Source organism: Formosa sejongensis (assembly GCF_033447105.1).
GTDB lineage: Bacteria > Bacteroidota > Bacteroidia > Flavobacteriales > Flavobacteriaceae > Formosa.
This window is the reverse complement of sequence record NZ_JAWQUN010000001.1, coordinates 19269-36670: the sequence shown is the minus strand read 5'-3', so window position 1 is coordinate 36670 and position 17402 is coordinate 19269. Positions and strand designations below refer to the sequence as shown.

Here is a 17402-nt window from a genome sequence, read left to right as displayed (position 1 = left end):
CAAATGTCTCTTTTAAAGACTAACTATGCGATATAGTTAACATGTCTCATTTTATGAAACAAACAACCCCTTAAAATTGCAATGCGTTTTTAAGGGGTTTTTGTGTGAAATGGATAAACAAATATAGTATTCGTTTTTAATTTCCTTTTTGATAATCGGCTAGAAATTGAGCCAAACCACTATCTGTTAATGGGTGTTTTAACAACCCTGTAATAGAGCTTAAAGGACCTGTCATTACATCTGCTCCAATTTTTGCACAGTTAATTACATGCATTGTATGACGGATGGATGCTGCCAGTATTTGCGTTTCAAAACCATAGTTATCATAAATCTGTCTGACCTCAGCTATAAGCTGTAATCCATCGGTTGAAATATCATCTAAACGACCTAAAAACGGGGACATATAAGTAGCTCCAGCTTTTGCAGCTAAAAGCGCTTGCCCTGGTGAAAACACTAAAGTTACATTGGTTTTAATGCCTTTATCCGAAAAATATTTACAAGCTTTCACACCATCTGCAATCATAGGTAATTTTACCACAATTTGAGGGTGTAGCGCTGCCAACTCTTCTCCTTGCTTTACCATTCCATCAAAATCTGTTGCAATAACCTCCGCAGAGACATCTCCATCAACAATATTACAAATATCTACATAATGCTTTAAAATATTCTCAGCTCCAGTTATCCCTTCTTTTGCCATTAACGATGGGTTTGTTGTAACGCCATCTAAAACGCCTAAAGCTTGCGCTTCTTTAATCTGCTCTAAATTCGCAGTATCTATAAAAAATTTCATTTTTTCTATTTTATTATTTTAATAATTCTGTTACTTGTTTAAACACATTTTCTCCTGTAAATCCAAATTTTTCATCTAGTACAGATGCTGGTGCAGAATACCCAAAATGATCTAAACCAAAAACTTTTCCGTTAGCACCGACCAATCCTTCTAAGTTAACGGGCAAACCTGCTGTTAATCCAAATTTAGGTTTACTGCTTGGAATAACACTTTCTTGATATGCTTCCGATTGCAATCTAAAAATACCTTCTGAAGGAACAGACACTACTTTTGCATTTATATTTTCGCGTTCCATTAACAATTTAGCACCTTCAATTAAAGTTGCAACCTCAGACCCGTTGGCTACTAAAACTACATCAGGATTTTCAACTTCTAAAATGGTGTAACCTCCTTTTTTAGCATTTAAGGCATCGCCGTATCTTGAAGTTATTGCTGGAAGGTCTTTTATTCCTTGACGCGATAAAATCAATCCTGTTGGTGTTTTATCATTTTGCATTGCCATTTCCCAAACAACATTAGTTTCTGCAGAATCTGCAGGACGAAGTGCTGTAAAACAAGGATATCCACTGTGATTTTTCAATTTTTCAAGCAAACGAATTTGAGCTTCTTGTTCAACCGGTTGATGCGTTGGACCGTCTTCCCCCACTCTAAAAGCATCGTGTGTCCAAACATATTTTACAGGTAATTCCTGAATAGCACTCATTCTAATTGCAGGTTTCATATAATCTGAAAACACAAAAAATGTTGCGACTACTGGAATGACACCGCCGTGTAAAGCCATACCATTTGCAATAGCGGCCATTGTTAATTCTGCAACTCCTGCTTGTAAAAATGCTCCGGAAAAATCGTTCTTTTGTATAGCATGCGTATGTTTTAAGAATCCATCTGTTTTATCACTGTTAGATAAATCGGCAGAAGACACAATCATATTCTCTACATTTTGCGCTAAATACCCTAGTACATTTGCAGAAGCCGCTCTAGTTGCTAATCCTGGTTTATTAATTACAGATTCAAAATCTAAATCCGGTAATTTCCCTGATAAAAAGCTATCTAGTTTAGTTGATAATTCTGCATTTGAAGCTCTCCAAGCTGCTATTTCTGCTTTTTTTACAGCTGCTGCTGCTTTTTTATTTTCTAAAAGCGTCGCATAAAAAGCTTCGACATCTGTATATTTTGCAAAAGAATCATTTACATCTGCACCTAAGTTTTTTAAAGTTTCCTTAAAATCAGCTCCTGTATGGCCAATAGGTTGTCCATGCAATTCACAATGCCCTTCCCACATAGCACCAGTTTCGGTAACACAACCTTTACCCATAATTGTTTTACCAATTATTAATGTAGGTTTTTCTTGCTCGTTATTAGCGTCTTGTAATGTTTTTCTAATTTGATCGTGATTATGACCATCTATAGTAACCACTTTCCAGCCCCAAGCTTCGTATTTCTTAGCGGTATCTTCTGAAGTTACTTCATCTGTCATTGTAGATAATTGCACGTCATTAGCATCATAGAACATAATAAAATTGTTCAAGCCTAAATGTCCCGCAATTCGTCCTGCTCCTTGAGAAATTTCTTCTTGAACCCCACCATCAGAAATAAAACCATATACTTTATGATTCATCCAATTTCCAAAACGTGCCGCTAAAAATTTAGCAGCAACAGCAGCTCCCACTCCCATGGTGTGCCCTTGACCTAAAGGCCCTGAAGTATTTTCAATACCTCTTGCAACATCAACTTCTGGATGACCTGGAGTTACTGATCCCCATTGTCTAAAGTTTTTTAAATCTTCTTTTTTATAATTCCCAAATAAATAATACTGCGCATACAATAAAGTTGATAAATGTCCTGCGTCCATAAAGAATCGATCTCTAAATGGCCATGACATATCACTTGGATCAAAATTTAAAAATTCCGAATATAATATATGCATAAAATCAGCGCCTCCCATTGGCCCTCCTGGATGTCCAGAATTTGCCTGTTCAACCATTGAAATGGCTAACGCTCTGATATTATCTGCTGCTCTTAAATTAATGTTACTCATGTTTTGTTAGTTTAAAATGTTATCACTGCTCTTCTAGCTGCTCTATAAATACGAGCAATTAAGGTTTTAGACACAATACTTACAATTCAAGTAATTGACATAACACGTCAAAACTGAAATATAAAGTAAAATGCTTTTAAGAGCATAAACTGTTTAAAAAGTTAGTATAGGATCAACCTCTTTCTTTTTTTAAGAATTGATTAAAATATGCTGATTCTACCCTAAATTTCTGGTTTTAAATATATTGATTGATGATGTTTTCAAACAATTCTTGTTTTCCACTTTGTAATTCTAATTCTCCGTTTTCTTGAGCGATTTTGTATAAATCTTGGAAGTCTAATTTACCAGCTTCAAAATCTTTACCTTTTCCTGCATCGAAAGAACTATAACGGTCTGTTCTTAATTTATCGTAAGCCGAAGATGTTATAATCTTATCTGCTGTAAGTAATGCTCTTGCAAACGTATCTGCTCCTCCAATATGTGCATGGAATACATCTTCCATATCTGTAGAGTTTCTTCTAATTTTTGCATCAAAATTAACACCTCCACCTTGTAGGCCACCAGATTTTAAGAACACCAACATGGCTTCTGTAGTTTCCTGAATGTTGTTAGGGAATTGGTCTGTATCCCATCCGTTTTGGTAATCTCCACGGTTGGCATCTAAACTTCCTAACATCCCTGCTTTTGCAGCAGTAGCAATTTCATGTTGGAAGGTGTGTTGTGCTAAAGTCGCGTGATTAACTTCAATATTTATTTTAAAATCTTTATCTAAACCATATTCCTTTAAGAATCCAATAGCTGTAGCGCTATCAAAATCGTATTGATGTTTCATGGGCTCCATAGGCTTAGGCTCGATAAAGAAATTTCCTTTAAAACCTTGTGCTCTTGCATAATCTCTTGCCATACCTAAAAACTGTCCCATATGGTCTAATTCACGACCCATATCGGTGTTTAATAAGCTCATATAACCTTCACGACCGCCCCAGAATACGTAGTTTTCACCACCTAAAGCAATAGTCGCATCTATAGCCAGTTTTATTTGTCCACCAGCGCGTGCTAATACATTAAAATCAGGGTTTGTAGACGCCCCATTCATATAACGTGGGTTAGAGAAACAGTTTGCTGTACCCCAAAGTAATTTTACACCTGAAGCGGCTTGCTTTTCTTTTAAATAGTCTGTAATTGCTGCTAATCTCGATTCGTGTTCTCCAAAAGTAGCTGCCTCATTTACTAAATCTATATCGTGGAAACAGTAATAGTCGAAGCCCATTTTAGTAATGAATTCGAATGCCGCATCTGCTTTTGCCTTAGCTGCTTCAAGCGCATCTGTTGGTTTATCCCAAGGAAAATTTAATGTTCCAGGACCAAATGGGTCTCCACCTGTTCCGCAGAAGGTATGCCAGTACGAAATAGCAAATCTAAAATGCTCACGCATTGTTTTTCCTGCTACAACTTGTTCAGGGTTATAATATTTAAATGCTAACGGATTGTCGGATTCTTTTCCTTCAAATTTAATGTCTCCGATACCTTTGTAATACTCTTTATTGCCTAATGTTGCCATAATTTATTTGTGTTTTAATATCATTTCTAATTCGTTTTTCAAGTTTTTAAAAAAGAAGCATTGTTCTTAATAATACATTCAGATCATAATCACAAATTGAAATGACTAATGCATTTATTTTATCATAATATATAAGATTAGTATTATGATAAACGATGGTGTAAAACTACTTCTTAGATAAAAATTGGCTTGTAACAAATCAAGCATATCGTATCACACATGGCGCAAAAAAAATTGATTTATTAAATTATCATGTTCTGTTAGATTTATTGAAGGCTACTAGAGGCAAGTCAATCCAAACATTTTTAATACTTAATTTGCCTTGTCTAGATTTAAGTTTGTCTTCCACTGTTCAAGTTTTCGAATTACTGTTAAAGCAACACTACATATTCAGCAAATTCTTCTTGAATTAAATTAAATTTCTTTCTTCTAACTTTTACGAAATATGATAATACTTCCATAATACACAATTACATATCCATCCCCCAAATCACCATACCTTCCTTGCGCATGGATCCTGTGCTGTTTTTATAGTATTCAGACAGATAAACGTGAAGTAAAAACAGCATAGGGCGCATTTATGTTTTTGATTTGAAATTGGAATCATAACTATTCCTAATTTTCATTTCGTTTCAGCTTCTCTTCAAATCGAACCTTCTGCTCCATAATTGGTTTTCTAGAAGCTTCTGCTTGTTCAAAAAGTGCTCCTAACATAGCAACTGTTGGTTTGGTTTGATGCTTTTCTATGTTTTTCAAAATTGCAATCATTCCATTTATTCGTTTTTTAAAAACGTTTTCCAGAGTTTGAATTTTAGGATCTATAGACTCCAATGGAGACAATCCGTTTTTTTCAAAAAAGTCTATCATATATAACAAAGTCATGGACTGAGATAATGTCATTTTCTTGCTAAATCTCCTAAATCGCTTAGCAACTTCATCTTTTATTTTCAAGGTTGTAAAACCTTCATTTTTTAATTTTTTATCCATTTTTTAGTAATTTAATGTTCTGTTTTATTGGGCTGAGACTGTTTTTTAGTAAAAAACCTGCTACTCAAGTATTTACATATCAATCTTCAATTTCACAATGTGTTGATTTATAGTAAATTAAAACAAATGGTAGCACCCGTAACCTCGCGCAGCGGGTTACCCTCTTGCTCTACCATTTCGTCCCATCCAAAATGGGACAAACTGTTAACCTTTTTTAAACTACTACTAGTTTTTAACTACTGTATTTATCCTTCTTATTTTAAGATGTTTATTGTTTCATTTTTGAAGTTTATTTACTAAAATCATCATTTGTTTTAGAATTCTATATACTAAAAACGGCTAAGTTGATTACTTTGAAAATGTAGATTTGAAACTAGAATCAAGCGGACTTAACTTTGAAGCTGGAGTTGATCATGCAGTTCCTGCGTATTTCAGCAGAAGCAAAATGGACAGTGGAAGTTTTGAAGTTGTGTCCAAGATATTTCAATGAAGTGCTTTGCTTGAAATGGAGTTTTTCACGAAATGAAAAGAAATGTACTGAAGGTATATTTGTTCTATTTATAAAATTCACTCGACATCCATCTTTATAGATTCCCCCTCCAAATCACACAAATCAAAAACATCAATTAAGGTTTTTAAACTCTTATTTTTATGATAGAGTTTTCGAACTGTTTCATCTTTACCACCTATTATCCGAGTCGGTTTCCCTGTATTTTGAGTTAAAAAATAATCAGCGATATCTAATCCTTTTAGGCGTTCGTTTTCTGCTGATTTTAGCTCTAGCAAATCTGATATTTTAATATCAAATCCTAAAGTATTTAAGTCCTCCATTTTTGCTTTCCATTGAGTAAACGGAGATCCGTTTAATCCTCTCATTCCTAAATCCGGATACAGAATAATAGTTCTGTTTTTTAGTTTATTTAATTTGGTTTTATTTAATCCATTTAGGCTTCCTGTTGCCATCCACACATATTTATCGAACAGTAGACTCATTACACAAGCGGTCTTTTCAGATTCTACAATTGCGATAGTTTTAGAATTCGTATACAACAAATGCAAACCGAATAAACACTGATTTAAATGAAACGTTTTTATGACTTTCCGTTTCAATTGTATAGCGTGTACCCAATTAATATACTTGGTTCTATGTCCTTGTTTATCGTATTTAATAATCTTTCCTGCTCGAATTTTCTGAAGGTCATCAATCTGCCAGAATACAGTGCCATTATAATGTGTTTGTGCTGTTCCTATTTTATAATCCTTAACCATGCTATCAACTTTAAACGCGTCAAAATTTGAATATAAATACTGAACAAAGTTGTTCTTTTCATAACCAGACAACGTTGCTTGTAAATCGGCTTTTTTATGAAAACTCACTTCAACTTTCGTTTTCGTTTTTGGAGTAAATGTCTTGATTCTATAATTTGCATGTATTTTATGATCTTGAAAATATTTCCTAGGCGGATAATGGTATGCACAATTTATTACACGATCGCATCGTCCAACTTCTGAGGATAAATAGTCACCAGTTTCCTGATCAATATATTTCACAAATCGTTTCTTACCACATTGCGGGCAAATATCCTTTTTCGATGTTCTATGTAGGGAATATTTATGCATACCTGTATTGCATTAACTTCATTTACTTCATTAACTAGTGATAGCGGGACTTCCGAGAGTTTTTCTATTGCATTAACACTGCATTTGGACTGCACAAACTATTTTTAATCCTGTTTTAATTTTGCACTAAACGCACAAATACTGCACAAACAAACACAATTAATTAATTGATTTACAGTTAATTAAATCCACTCGTGCAGTTAATGCAGTTTGTGCAGTCTATAGTGCTTTTTCATAATGTCCTCTATTAACTTTTCTGAATAACTTTTCATCTGTTAGATAGGTTTTAAATTGTCTAATACAAATTCTAGGTTTAGTATTCACAACCTTACATGCCACCTCTACTCCCTTGGCTGTGGTAAATTGTTCCGGTAAATCTTTATAAATATCTTTTTGAAGTTGAGTCAATGATTCGTAATAATTTTTCTTCGTAATTGTAGTCCTTACACGAATGGCATTATAGTAGAAATAGTCAAATAACCGGATACTATCCTTTATCGCTTTTAATTCAACTTGAGTTTTCGAATGCCCATCTACAACGTGATTGATTAATTGTAAAATCAGAGAAAATCGAATCACGTATTGCTGCATCTTAATATCAATACTTCTTTCGTAATCAAATAGGCTTTGCTCTGGCCGATTGTTCTGCCATTTGAATAAAAAAGCTTTGGCTTTCTCTTCTATTGGAATGACTTCAGATAAAACATCTTCATTAGACCCTAAATTCAACAGTCTAGATATAATGGTAGCGTAATTTTCTATGTAAATCTCATCCACTTTATTAATGTTCCATTTCAATGTTTTCTGTTGATAAGGATATACAAAAAGGAATCGGTCTAAAAATCCGTTTGTATGCCGTCCTCCTTTTGCAAACTCTTTGAGCACCACAATTTGAGTACTACCTATTACACCTATAAAAGGATCACTAATACGTAAACTTTTCCCTGAAGCGCGATCTGTAGATATCTGTGTACCGCTCCATAAACTTAAATAGGTTTCTGCTTCTCCAGAATTATTATAACGGTTAAAATTCTTAATCCACCCGTGCAATTCATCGACATAAACATACAGCCCTTTTTTATTATTAGCATGAAAAGCGATTAAAGCTTCAGGTGTAAAATCACTAATTAAAATCTTTTTTAGAAGTGGTCGTTTAAGGCTTGCTTTATTATCTGAAGGATCTGCTAAGTTTCGATTATATTCTTCCAGTTCGCTCTCATAATTTTTATAAAATTGATCTTCTTGTTTATGAATTGGTTTAAAACAAAAGTTTAACGCATGACTTTTAGAATCTCCTGGTCTCCCAACAATGACCGTGAACAAATTCACTTTTTCATGCCATCCTTTTTTAACTTCAACTTTAAAAGAATTTCCAATGGATGCAGACGCAGCAGATAAAACACCTGCTCCTAAATAATCTAGGCAAAACTGATACTTATTATGTGCTTCATAAATAATCTCCTGTACTGCTTTTGGAAACACATCTACAGGAAAGGGATTCTTATTTTTACCATTTAGTTTTTGGTAATCATTTTCTAGGTCTATCACATCAATATGTGATGTAATTTTCGTATCTTCTTTGTGCGAAATTCGAAGACCACTTCTTTCATTCTCCTGAATGTTGGAAGTGTTTTTTTTGGTATCTACCATAGTCTAAGATTTTGAATTTTGCAGTAACCACGTCTCTAACTCTATTCTAGAGAAGAATATTAGTTTCCCATTGGGTTTGGAGTATGGAATTTTTCCTAAAGACGTTAATTTATACAAATAGCTTCTGGAGATTCCTGCATAATCGCAGGCTTCATCGAATGTTAATACATCTTTTCGAGCCATCAACAGTTTCTCTAAACGATCTAATCGTTCAATAATTAAGTAATTGTCCATTTTTTTCTGTTTTAAAGTTTAGAAAATGAACAAAAGCGCTTTTGTTTTCTTTTAAATAACTAGTGTTATAAATGTATAGAAATGAAATTATTAAAGGAATAAATCAGAGAATCAGTTATTCACAACTCATAAACCACTTAAAAACAAAGCTAAAGACTTATTTAACCTTGTTTGATATTTTTTGACCCCTTATAATATTAAACAAAACGGTTATCAACCACTAACCTACAATACAACATACTAATTGTTAATAACTTAAAATTGACTTATGATAATAATGCAATTAGAATCAAGTTCCTACCTCTAAGACCCATAAGATTTACTATGTAGAATAAATCGAACATTACGCTACAAAAAGCCAAATAATTATAATCATACTGACCTTAAAAAAAAATCGATTGTCGAATTAACCGTCACCAAACATATTTCACACCCTATACAATCACAAAATGCATAAATAGATAGATTTTATTATGCTTATTTTTATATATTTGTTGTATTAAAACAAAAACACAGCAATGTTTAATCTTATTCCAACAGAAAAAATTATAGAACGTCTTCGCTATGAGAATCCGTGGTGGATTACAAAGGAGATACCGAAAACATACAGCTCAATGTCCAAGAGACTATATTTCGATCTATTTTATCCATTCGTTCTCGAAAGAAGCATAAAAAGAGCTTTAGTACTAATGGGACCTAGAAGAGTTGGAAAAACAGTAATGTTATTTCATTGCATTGAAAACTTACTGAAAGAAGGAACAAATCCACATAAACTATTCTTTATTGGAATTGACAACCCAATTTATGTCAATTTAAGCTTAGAAGACGTTTTAACTCTATGTAAAGACTCCTTAAATCTTGAAAATTTGGATGGTTGCTATGTCTTTTTTGATGAAATCCAATACTTGAAAGATTGGGAAAGACACTTAAAAGTATTAGTTGACTCATATCCTGAAACAAAATTCATTGTATCCGGCTCAGCAGCTGCAGCTTTGAAATGGCACAGTACCGAAAGTGGAGCAGGTAGATTTACTGATTTCTTGTTACCTCCATTAACTTTTCAAGAATATATCCATTTGAAAAAATTAGAGCATTTAATATTTGAGGGCGATATTCAATATGGAGATAAAGACGTAAGGTATTGCCTTACTCATAATTCCAAAGCATTAAATAAAGAATTTGTTCATTATTTAAATTTTGGAGGATACCCAGAGGTTGTGCTGTCTGAAAAGATACAAGGAGATATGGGGAGATATGTGAAAAACGATATTGTAGACAAAGTCCTTCTTAGAGATCTTCCAAGTTTGTATGGAATTAAAGATGTTCAGGAATTAAACAGATTTTTCACATACATAGCTTACAATACTGGTAACGAATTCTCATACGAGACAATGTCTAGAGAAAGTGGAATTCAAAAGGATACATTAAAAAAATATCTAGAATATTTAGAAGCAGCATTCTTAATTAAAGTATTAAACAAAGTTGGGGTTAATGCAAAAAGATTAAAAAGAATAACAAGTTTCAAAGTATATCTTACCAATCCATCACTTCGTACTGCTTTGTTTTCTCCAATAACTGAAACAGACCAAGAAATGGGAAACATGGTTGAAACAGCAATCCTTTCACAATGGATGCATCGAGAGCAACTAGATTTAACATATGCGAGATGGAAAGAAGGAAGAAATGAAGGAGAGGTAGATCTTGTTTTAGTAGATGATAAAAATTACAAACCTGTTTGGGGAGTAGAAATTAAATGGAGTAATCGCTATTTTGATAAACCTCAAGAATTGAAAAGTTTAATTAAATTTTGTGAAGCAAATAAACTTAAATCCGCTGTTGTCACTTCAATTGACCAAATAGGAACCAAAGAAATACAAGGTTTAAAATTTACGTTTCTTCCTGCTTCTGTTTACGCTTATAATATTGGAGAGATCACTCTAAAAATGAAAAATAATAATTAAATTTTATTATTAATCACCCATGCTAAACACCTACTTTTATATTATTATTTTAATATAGTACTTACAGTTTAAAAGCTGCACTAAACAGGATCAAGCGATTGTGAATTGCTTTCAGATTACTATTTTAGTATAGTATTTACAGGTCACAGCCGATGGTATCGAGGAAGGCGGAGTTGTGAATTGCTTTCAGATTACTATTTTAGTATAGCATTTACAGGAAATTCCGAGCCGCTCAGGTTTCCAGACTTGTTGTGAATTGCTTTCAGATTACTATTTTAGTATAGCATTTACAGGAAAACAGAAGTACATTACCAGCTACAATTAGTTGTGAATTGCTTTCAGATTACTATTTTAGTATAGCATTTACAGGAATACCTTCATTGTCCATGCGTCCCGGAAGTTGTGAATTGCTTTCAGATTACTATTTTAGTATAGCATTTACAGGTTTTTAAAGAAGATGATTATCCCGAACGTGTTGTGAATTGCTTTCAGATTACTATTTTAGTATAGCATTTACAGGTACCATCACAGTTTGATTGACCAAAAAATAGTTGTGAATTGCTTTCAGATTACTATTTTAGTATAGCATTTACAGGATACCCGCCATAACAAGCTGGTATCCTGTTTTTTATGCTAGATATCAGAATTAAAAAAAATAGCACATCGAAGTATGACTGTTTAAAAAAAATCTTGTTTTCATAATCCTAGAACAATTCCAATTGCTGAGTGGGTGTTTCTGGGTCAATTTCTTTTTGTCCGTGGAATAATTCCATCATACCAAATTGTCGATCTGTTATTTCCATAATACAGACTTTCCCTTTTTTCGGTAAATTAGTTTTAGTCCGTTTAATATGTACAGCCGAATTTTCTCGACTTGCACAAAATCGCATATAAATACTAAATTGAAACATCGCAAATCCATCATCTAATAAATTTTTCCTAAATCGAGCTGCCAACTTCCGTTCAGTCGAAGTTTCAGTCGGCAAATCAAAAAATACTAATACCCACATACTTCTATATTGATTTAGTCTAGAATAACGATCTTGCATATAATACTATCTATTTGGTCGCAGGTTGTCGGAACGTTTATTTAATATAATTGGGTGCCCTCGAGAGATTACCTAACTCATTAACTAAATTCGGGATATAACACTCTTCTGCTAATACCTGCAAAACATTCGTGTAAACTATGCGTCGTACGACTCATAGCCACCATAAGCGGACTCTTTTTACCATCAATAACAACATCCAAAGCAGGTATCATTAATAATTCTGCTTTTATATTTTTATTTAAGTCTTCTATATTACAACCTGTTTCTACAATGTCGTAAACTAAAGCATCTACATATGGCCTATAAGGTTCCATAACATCGTCTGCCAAACAAAACGCATTGTATTTATTAGAATGAAAAATCCCTACCGAAGGCAACAATCCACTGCTTACTAAAGCACGAGCAGTCACTGCTCGTAATATGGCATAACCATAATTCAATAAATTATTAGGCGCAAGACCTTTTTGATTACGACTAAACCCATCCAAATCTTCAAACAAGGTTTGAAAATAATACGCTGCCGAAATCGCTTCAATATTTCCTGGATCTCCACTTTTTACTTCCTTAACCCAGCGTTTTAATTTTAACGCAGGTTTTCCTTGTACTAATAGATGATTGGCTTGATTATCAACTTTTGCACTTATTGTTTGTTGCCATAATTGTTTTTTAAGCGGTATGCTTGCATTAAGCTGATGGCGCATGCGCTCCGTTTGCTCGGTATGTCCTGTTAACGGTTGCAAAAACCCACAAGGCATATGCTGTTTATCGCAAGTGATAACCGCTGTTTTATTTTGTACCAATTTCATCAATAAGCCGGTAGTAATTGTAATCTGCGGATGTTCCAATACCACATACCCCAAATCTTCAATAGAAACAATAGCTTCTTTTTTGTCTTCTTCAGGAAAATTAACCACCAATTGTTCATTCTTCGTGCTTAAATAGGCAGGATTACCGAAGAAAAGGGTTCGTTTAATCATGACTTAGGCCTTTGAAATGTTTCCTAAACGATCAACTTTTAGTTTCCAACATTCAGACTTTATTTGAGTTCCGAAAATTGTATTTTGACTTTTATTATTTGATCCCATTTCATTTATTTTAATTGGAGCAGCATAATGTACAGGCACACATTCAAGTTTGTCCTGAGTTGTACTAACCATTTTATAAATTCTAGTTACTCGTTCATTGTTTAATTTTTTAAAATTAACTAGTTGAGGACTTTCTAATTCATCTTCGGTTGGCACGTAAACCAAATCATTTGGTGACAGTGTAAAAAGAAATTTTCCTTTTTCTGGGTTACTTTGTATTGGAGTCCTATCTTCTTTAGGTAAATGAGCAACTTGTTTTTGATGTGCTACAACTTCATTTAAAGGAATGGTTTCAAAATTTCTTTTCTTCTTTTTCTCATCCCAATAGACCGCAAAGAACAAATTGGTCCCTTTTGCAGCTTCTACATATTTTGAAGACTTATTTCCATTTTCACCGACCGGGAATTTAGTCCCAATCTCAAAAAATTTGACTTTATTAATTGGTTGATGCTTTTTCCCGTTATTTAGTTGAACAATATTTTTATTCAAGTCCTCTACACCTTCTTCACTAAAAGCGATAGCAAATTGTGGTTCACCTTTATCATCTATATAATTCTTTAAATGATTTGGTAAAATAACATCTCGAATTTGACTATCTGTAATCTTAGCTAAATGTTTTTCATTTTTAATATCCGACAACGCTCCTCGAACAGAGGTGGCAACCTTTCCTTTAGGTGTTTTTGTTTCATAAATACCTGAAACTGTTTCTTTATGCAAAGGTTTCCTTATTGCCCAATTATCTCCCTTAGTTTGTTTTCGTAAAATCTTTTTAGGTTTTCCGTCTTTCCCTAGATTTAAATTCCCATTTTCATCTTTATAAGACCAAAATTTATTGTTTGTTTTATTAATTACTCTTGTATTTTGTTTAAAGCTTACAACTGTTTCTTCGATAGCTTTTTTTACTTCTACAGGATAGTCACCCCAAGGCATCTGAAAATTTTTCGTATAATGCCCATTGTTGTTTTTCATTAGAAGCTTATCTCTTAACCCATAGTTTTTCTTTTCAGCATTCAATGCACTTAAGTAATTGATATGATCTTTAGAAGTACAAGCAATAACCAAAGCATCTAATGCATGATGCCGATGATCAATTCTTTTTTTACTAAATCCTTTACTTATTTCATCTGGAACCTGAATACGAAAAGCATTTATATTCTTATCCCAAAAACCAAAATCTTCCGAATCGGTTAAAGTATTTAAACGCTTAAATCGAGGCGCTATAATTTCATTCCATTTATCGTTTAAACCCCAATCATTTTTTAATTTATTTGTAATAACACCTGTTACTGGGACAATATGTTTCGATGTTGCTTCTTTCTCATTATCCTCTCTTACGATATTACTTAATAGACCTTTAATTAATTTACTTATATATCTACTATCGTTTAACTGACGATTTATAAAACCTTCTGGAATATCTTCGCTTAGTAAATTTTTAAGTTTCGTTCTATTACTTTTAAAATATCTCCCAACATGTGCTTCATATTCATCTATTTTCAAAAGTTTATGCCCATCAATTAAACTACCTCCCTTTTCTTTTAAATACTCGTAAGCTGTTTTGTTATCTTTATCTTCATTAACAACACTTTCACAAATAATCTTGTTACTCAATGAATTATCAAAATAACGAGATTGCGGTATAATATGTTCTATTTGGTAATCTGTAGTAAACAGTTTTGACAGTTGAATTGGTTTACCTGTATATGGAGAAATATACCCCTGCTCTAGCCAAAGTTTATATCGTGTGATATCGTTTTTAGAAGGACTTGTATTCCTTCTAATTTTTTGAATTTCGTCTTCACTTACAGAATCGTATTTTGCATTAGGATTTTGATAAACACCTTCTTCAAAAATTTTCAATAATTCCTGATGGCTAGGAGAAAAGGACCTAACATCTCCATCAACCATAGGATCAGTCATCAAATCTTTTAAAACTTCTTTAATTCGATAATTTGTATTTTCGTTTTCTGAAACTTTTTGCGACATCATTTTTCTCTTATCCGCAGGATTTTTCATTTCTCTCCCTAACTCAACATGAATCTCATCAAAAAAATCTTCAGAACCATCTCCATAAAATTTCCATATATCATGTACCACTCTTAGAGTTTCCGTAACAACTTGTTCTACAATAGGGTTTCGTAAAGAATGTTGTTTAAATGTTTCTAAATATCTTTCAATATCAGAAGGTGATTTCCATTGTTGGATATCTCCTATTTCTGAATGTCTACCATAAACTAAATAACACGCTTGGTATGTATTTAAACCAGTTAAAGAATTTTTGCCTTTAAAAGAAACAAAGCTCTTTATTAATTGCTTAGGAACATCATCATCACTAACGCTTTGTAGTGCTTCTGTTAAATCTTTAGAACTAAAATCTTCTTTGAGTTTTAGTTGATTAACCCGATCCATAATATCGGCACTTCTATCCTTTGCTTTAGGCGGAATCATATCAACATTCCAATATTTCCCCATCCTCATTACGGGCAATAAACGATCTATTGCCTTTTTAGAAAAACTACCATAATCACTAGCAAAGGGAGGGAACTTGATAAAGTTCACTACAAATGAAGCCTCATCTATTGATTGTTTTTTAGCAAACTTTCTAAGCGCCTTTTCATATTCGTTGATATCAGTTACCGAATAAATAATATGCCATAATTGTTCTTCTACATTCTCTTTTTCTAAAAACTCAGATGCATTCGTAATACCTATTGTTTTGTTTAATCTAGAAACAAATTGTGCTTTAGTTTCACAACATGGATATTTTTTATCTTCTACATAGTTCCAACGATAAGATTCCTTTTCTGCCTTATTTAATAATTTATTTTTAATAAAATAATCGATTATATGCTTCTGCTCAACAGCCTGTTTAGTAGTCAAAAAATCATACAGATCTGTCCAATCCGTTTCACTTTTTAGCAAAGTACCCGTAATGTCAATCTCGACTTTTTCTTTTTTGTAAATTCTTAAATTTTGAAGCCATTGCCATAAACGAAATTCTTGAAAAAGAGGATGAGATCTTGAAATTGCCTTTACGGGTTCTTTAACTTCCTCTAGTCCCCCTGTTTCTTTATTCTTCCTTATGTAATTTCTTGTTTCAAACTGACATCCCGAAATATTAGATTTATTACTTTTTAAAGGTCTTTGATAAAAAATAATATCATCTGTAAACAAATATTCAAATCCTTTATCTTTTATATTGTTTTGATGGGCCTCATTTCTTGGATACAATTCTGAAACACAAGCCTCATATAACCCATTTGAAAACAATTCTGGCTGTAATTCGATTTGTTTGGAAAGTATTTTTTTAAACTCGTTTTTATAAAATTTTCGTTCTATAGTTTTTACAAGTTTTCCCCTGATTTTTTGAGTTGGGTTTAGAAGTAATGTTCCATAAATATATTCTCCAACAGTTTTACCTGACCTTTCGACATCTTGTTCCGTCTTTGCTTTAATAGCAACCCAATCATTTTCTGAATCCACTGCTTTATACGAATATTTTGTATCCCCGTTTTTAAGTGTAGAAATTGTTACAATAAATTCTTTAGTTCTTTCAAGCCAATCTTCGGTTTTAGTAATCTGCTTATCGTATGGCCAACCGTTTTCAAATACAACATTATATAAAGTATTACCTTTAACCGATTGCCCCGAATCAATAACCTCTTTTACTTTTAGCTGTACAAATTGCTTGTTTTTATCTTCATCTACATCTTCTCCTCTTAACTGATAATATCCACGTTTCTGATTGAAATTAAGTATAATCCAAGCTAATTCTTCTTTAGTTAAGGCATCACTAAGCGCTTTCTTACGTAAAAAATAGAGTGTCCAATCATAAGGTATTTTAGTTTCTTCTCCTTTCTTATTTTCGTAAAAAAGCTGTGGTTGTTTAAATTTAAAATCCTTAACCATCTCAGAAAATGAATCCTTAAAAAGAAATTCATGAATATCTAAATCATTTTTTTTGTAGTTTATTTTTTCTTCACTTTCAGGTTTGAATTGGCCTAATTTAGTTTCAAAGTCAATGCTTTCAGCATAATGCTCGGGTAAAAAACCTAAAACATGTAATACACGATGGAGTCTTTCTCGTCGCAAATTATCTCTTTGATACAACCTTCTTACTCCTCTGTAACCAGTTCTTTCTGCTGTTTGAGAAATGGATTGCCCAGCATCAAATTTACCCAAGACATCCTGACTCATGGGTATGATTCTAACTCCCAAACCTTCAATATTACCTGTTTTATTTTTAAAATCACTTTGTACTAATGACCATCCTATAGAATTCGTCCCCAAATCCAAACCTAAAACTCGTTTCATGTATTTTACTTTAAAACAGAAAAATACAACAAACTTTTAAGAGTGTTTTACGGGTTTCCTCATTGTAGGTTATAAAAATTTAAATTATATTTACATAATCTGAAAGCAAT

The 17402-nt window shown here is 32.8% G+C and carries 12 protein-coding genes; 2 read left to right on the top strand and 10 right to left on the bottom strand.

Translation table 11 applies throughout. From position 1 onward, the window contains the following. Nucleotides 1-136 precede the first annotated feature (136 nt). The 4 genes from fsa to R6X41_RS00125 form a co-directional block, all read right to left on the bottom strand. A complete protein-coding gene (fsa, locus tag R6X41_RS00140; RefSeq protein WP_318496630.1) occupies nucleotides 137-790 on the bottom strand; it encodes a fructose-6-phosphate aldolase in 654 nt (217 codons plus the stop codon). Nucleotides 791-803: 13 nt separating this feature from the next. Beyond that, a complete protein-coding gene (locus R6X41_RS00135; RefSeq protein WP_318496629.1) occupies nucleotides 804-2828 on the bottom strand; it encodes a transketolase family protein in 2025 nt (674 codons plus the stop codon). 235 nt (nucleotides 2829-3063) lie between these two features. Next, nucleotides 3064-4389, bottom strand: coding sequence for a xylose isomerase (gene xylA / locus R6X41_RS00130; RefSeq protein WP_318496628.1), 1326 nt, complete (start codon nucleotides 4387-4389; stop codon nucleotides 3064-3066). Nucleotides 4390-5004: 615 nt separating this feature from the next. After that, nucleotides 5005-5376 (bottom strand): BfmA/BtgA family mobilization protein, encoded by a 372-nt coding sequence (locus R6X41_RS00125; RefSeq protein WP_318496627.1) that lies wholly within the window; start codon nucleotides 5374-5376, stop codon nucleotides 5005-5007. Nucleotides 5377-5743: 367 nt separating this feature from the next. On the opposite strand from R6X41_RS00125, the gene R6X41_RS00120 reads away from it, so the two are divergent. Further along, a complete protein-coding gene (locus tag R6X41_RS00120; RefSeq protein ID WP_318496626.1) occupies nucleotides 5744-5866 on the top strand; it encodes a hypothetical protein in 123 nt (40 codons plus the stop codon). A 77-nt stretch (nucleotides 5867-5943) separates the two neighbouring features. Here the strand turns inward: R6X41_RS00120 and R6X41_RS00115 are convergent, their stop codons facing one another. The 3 genes from R6X41_RS00115 to R6X41_RS00105 form a co-directional block, all read right to left on the bottom strand. Then, nucleotides 5944-6996 carry a DUF6371 domain-containing protein gene (locus R6X41_RS00115; RefSeq protein ID WP_318496625.1) on the bottom strand — a complete coding sequence of 351 codons (1053 nt, stop codon included), beginning with the start codon at nucleotides 6994-6996 and terminating at the stop codon, nucleotides 5944-5946. Nucleotides 6997-7215: 219 nt separating this feature from the next. After that, the gene (locus R6X41_RS00110; protein ID WP_318496624.1) at nucleotides 7216-8646 is read right to left on the bottom strand and encodes a DUF3987 domain-containing protein; all 1431 of its coding nucleotides are present in this window, start codon (nucleotides 8644-8646) and stop codon (nucleotides 7216-7218) included. Nucleotides 8647-8649: 3 nt separating this feature from the next. Further along, on the bottom strand, nucleotides 8650-8880 hold the full coding sequence (locus tag R6X41_RS00105) for a helix-turn-helix domain-containing protein (protein WP_318496623.1): 231 nt from the start codon (nucleotides 8878-8880) through the stop codon (nucleotides 8650-8652). A 518-nt stretch (nucleotides 8881-9398) separates the two neighbouring features. Here R6X41_RS00105 and R6X41_RS00100 point away from each other — a divergent pair. After that, nucleotides 9399-10841: an ATP-binding protein gene (locus R6X41_RS00100; protein ID WP_318496622.1), complete on the top strand. Its 1443-nt coding sequence runs from the start codon at nucleotides 9399-9401 to the stop codon at nucleotides 10839-10841. 704 nt (nucleotides 10842-11545) lie between these two features. On the opposite strand, the gene cas2 is transcribed toward R6X41_RS00100, so the two are convergent. The 3 genes from cas2 to cas9 form a co-directional block, all read right to left on the bottom strand. Beyond that, on the bottom strand, nucleotides 11546-11890 hold the full coding sequence (gene cas2 / locus R6X41_RS00095) for a CRISPR-associated endonuclease Cas2 (RefSeq protein WP_318496621.1): 345 nt from the start codon (nucleotides 11888-11890) through the stop codon (nucleotides 11546-11548). An 80-nt stretch (nucleotides 11891-11970) separates the two neighbouring features. After that, nucleotides 11971-12870, bottom strand: coding sequence for a type II CRISPR-associated endonuclease Cas1 (gene cas1 / locus R6X41_RS00090; protein ID WP_318496620.1), 900 nt, complete (start codon nucleotides 12868-12870; stop codon nucleotides 11971-11973). 3 nt (nucleotides 12871-12873) lie between these two features. Next, entirely contained in the window at nucleotides 12874-17292 is a 4419-nt protein-coding gene (gene cas9, locus R6X41_RS00085) for a type II CRISPR RNA-guided endonuclease Cas9 (protein WP_318496619.1), read from the bottom strand. Nucleotides 17293-17402 lie beyond the last annotated feature (110 nt).

Excerpts from the sequence above, each read along its gene's own strand:
- fsa (WP_318496630.1), bottom strand. The coding sequence starts at position 790 with ATGAAATTTTTTATAGATACTGCGAATTTAGAGCAGATTAAAGAAGCG.
- R6X41_RS00135 (WP_318496629.1), bottom strand. The coding sequence starts at position 2,828 with ATGAGTAACATTAATTTAAGAGCAGCAGATAATATCAGAGCGTTAGCC.
- xylA (WP_318496628.1), bottom strand. The coding sequence starts at position 4,389 with ATGGCAACATTAGGCAATAAAGAGTATTACAAAGGTATCGGAGACATT.
- R6X41_RS00125 (WP_318496627.1), bottom strand. The coding sequence starts at position 5,376 with ATGGATAAAAAATTAAAAAATGAAGGTTTTACAACCTTGAAAATAAAA.
- R6X41_RS00115 (WP_318496625.1), bottom strand. The coding sequence starts at position 6,996 with ATGCATAAATATTCCCTACATAGAACATCGAAAAAGGATATTTGCCCG.
- R6X41_RS00110 (WP_318496624.1), bottom strand. The coding sequence starts at position 8,646 with ATGGTAGATACCAAAAAAAACACTTCCAACATTCAGGAGAATGAAAGA.
- R6X41_RS00105 (WP_318496623.1), bottom strand. The coding sequence starts at position 8,880 with ATGGACAATTACTTAATTATTGAACGATTAGATCGTTTAGAGAAACTG.
- R6X41_RS00100 (WP_318496622.1), top strand. The coding sequence starts at position 9,399 with ATGTTTAATCTTATTCCAACAGAAAAAATTATAGAACGTCTTCGCTAT.
- cas2 (WP_318496621.1), bottom strand. The coding sequence starts at position 11,890 with ATGCAAGATCGTTATTCTAGACTAAATCAATATAGAAGTATGTGGGTA.
- cas1 (WP_318496620.1), bottom strand. The coding sequence starts at position 12,870 with ATGATTAAACGAACCCTTTTCTTCGGTAATCCTGCCTATTTAAGCACG.
- cas9 (WP_318496619.1), bottom strand. The coding sequence starts at position 17,292 with ATGAAACGAGTTTTAGGTTTGGATTTGGGGACGAATTCTATAGGATGG.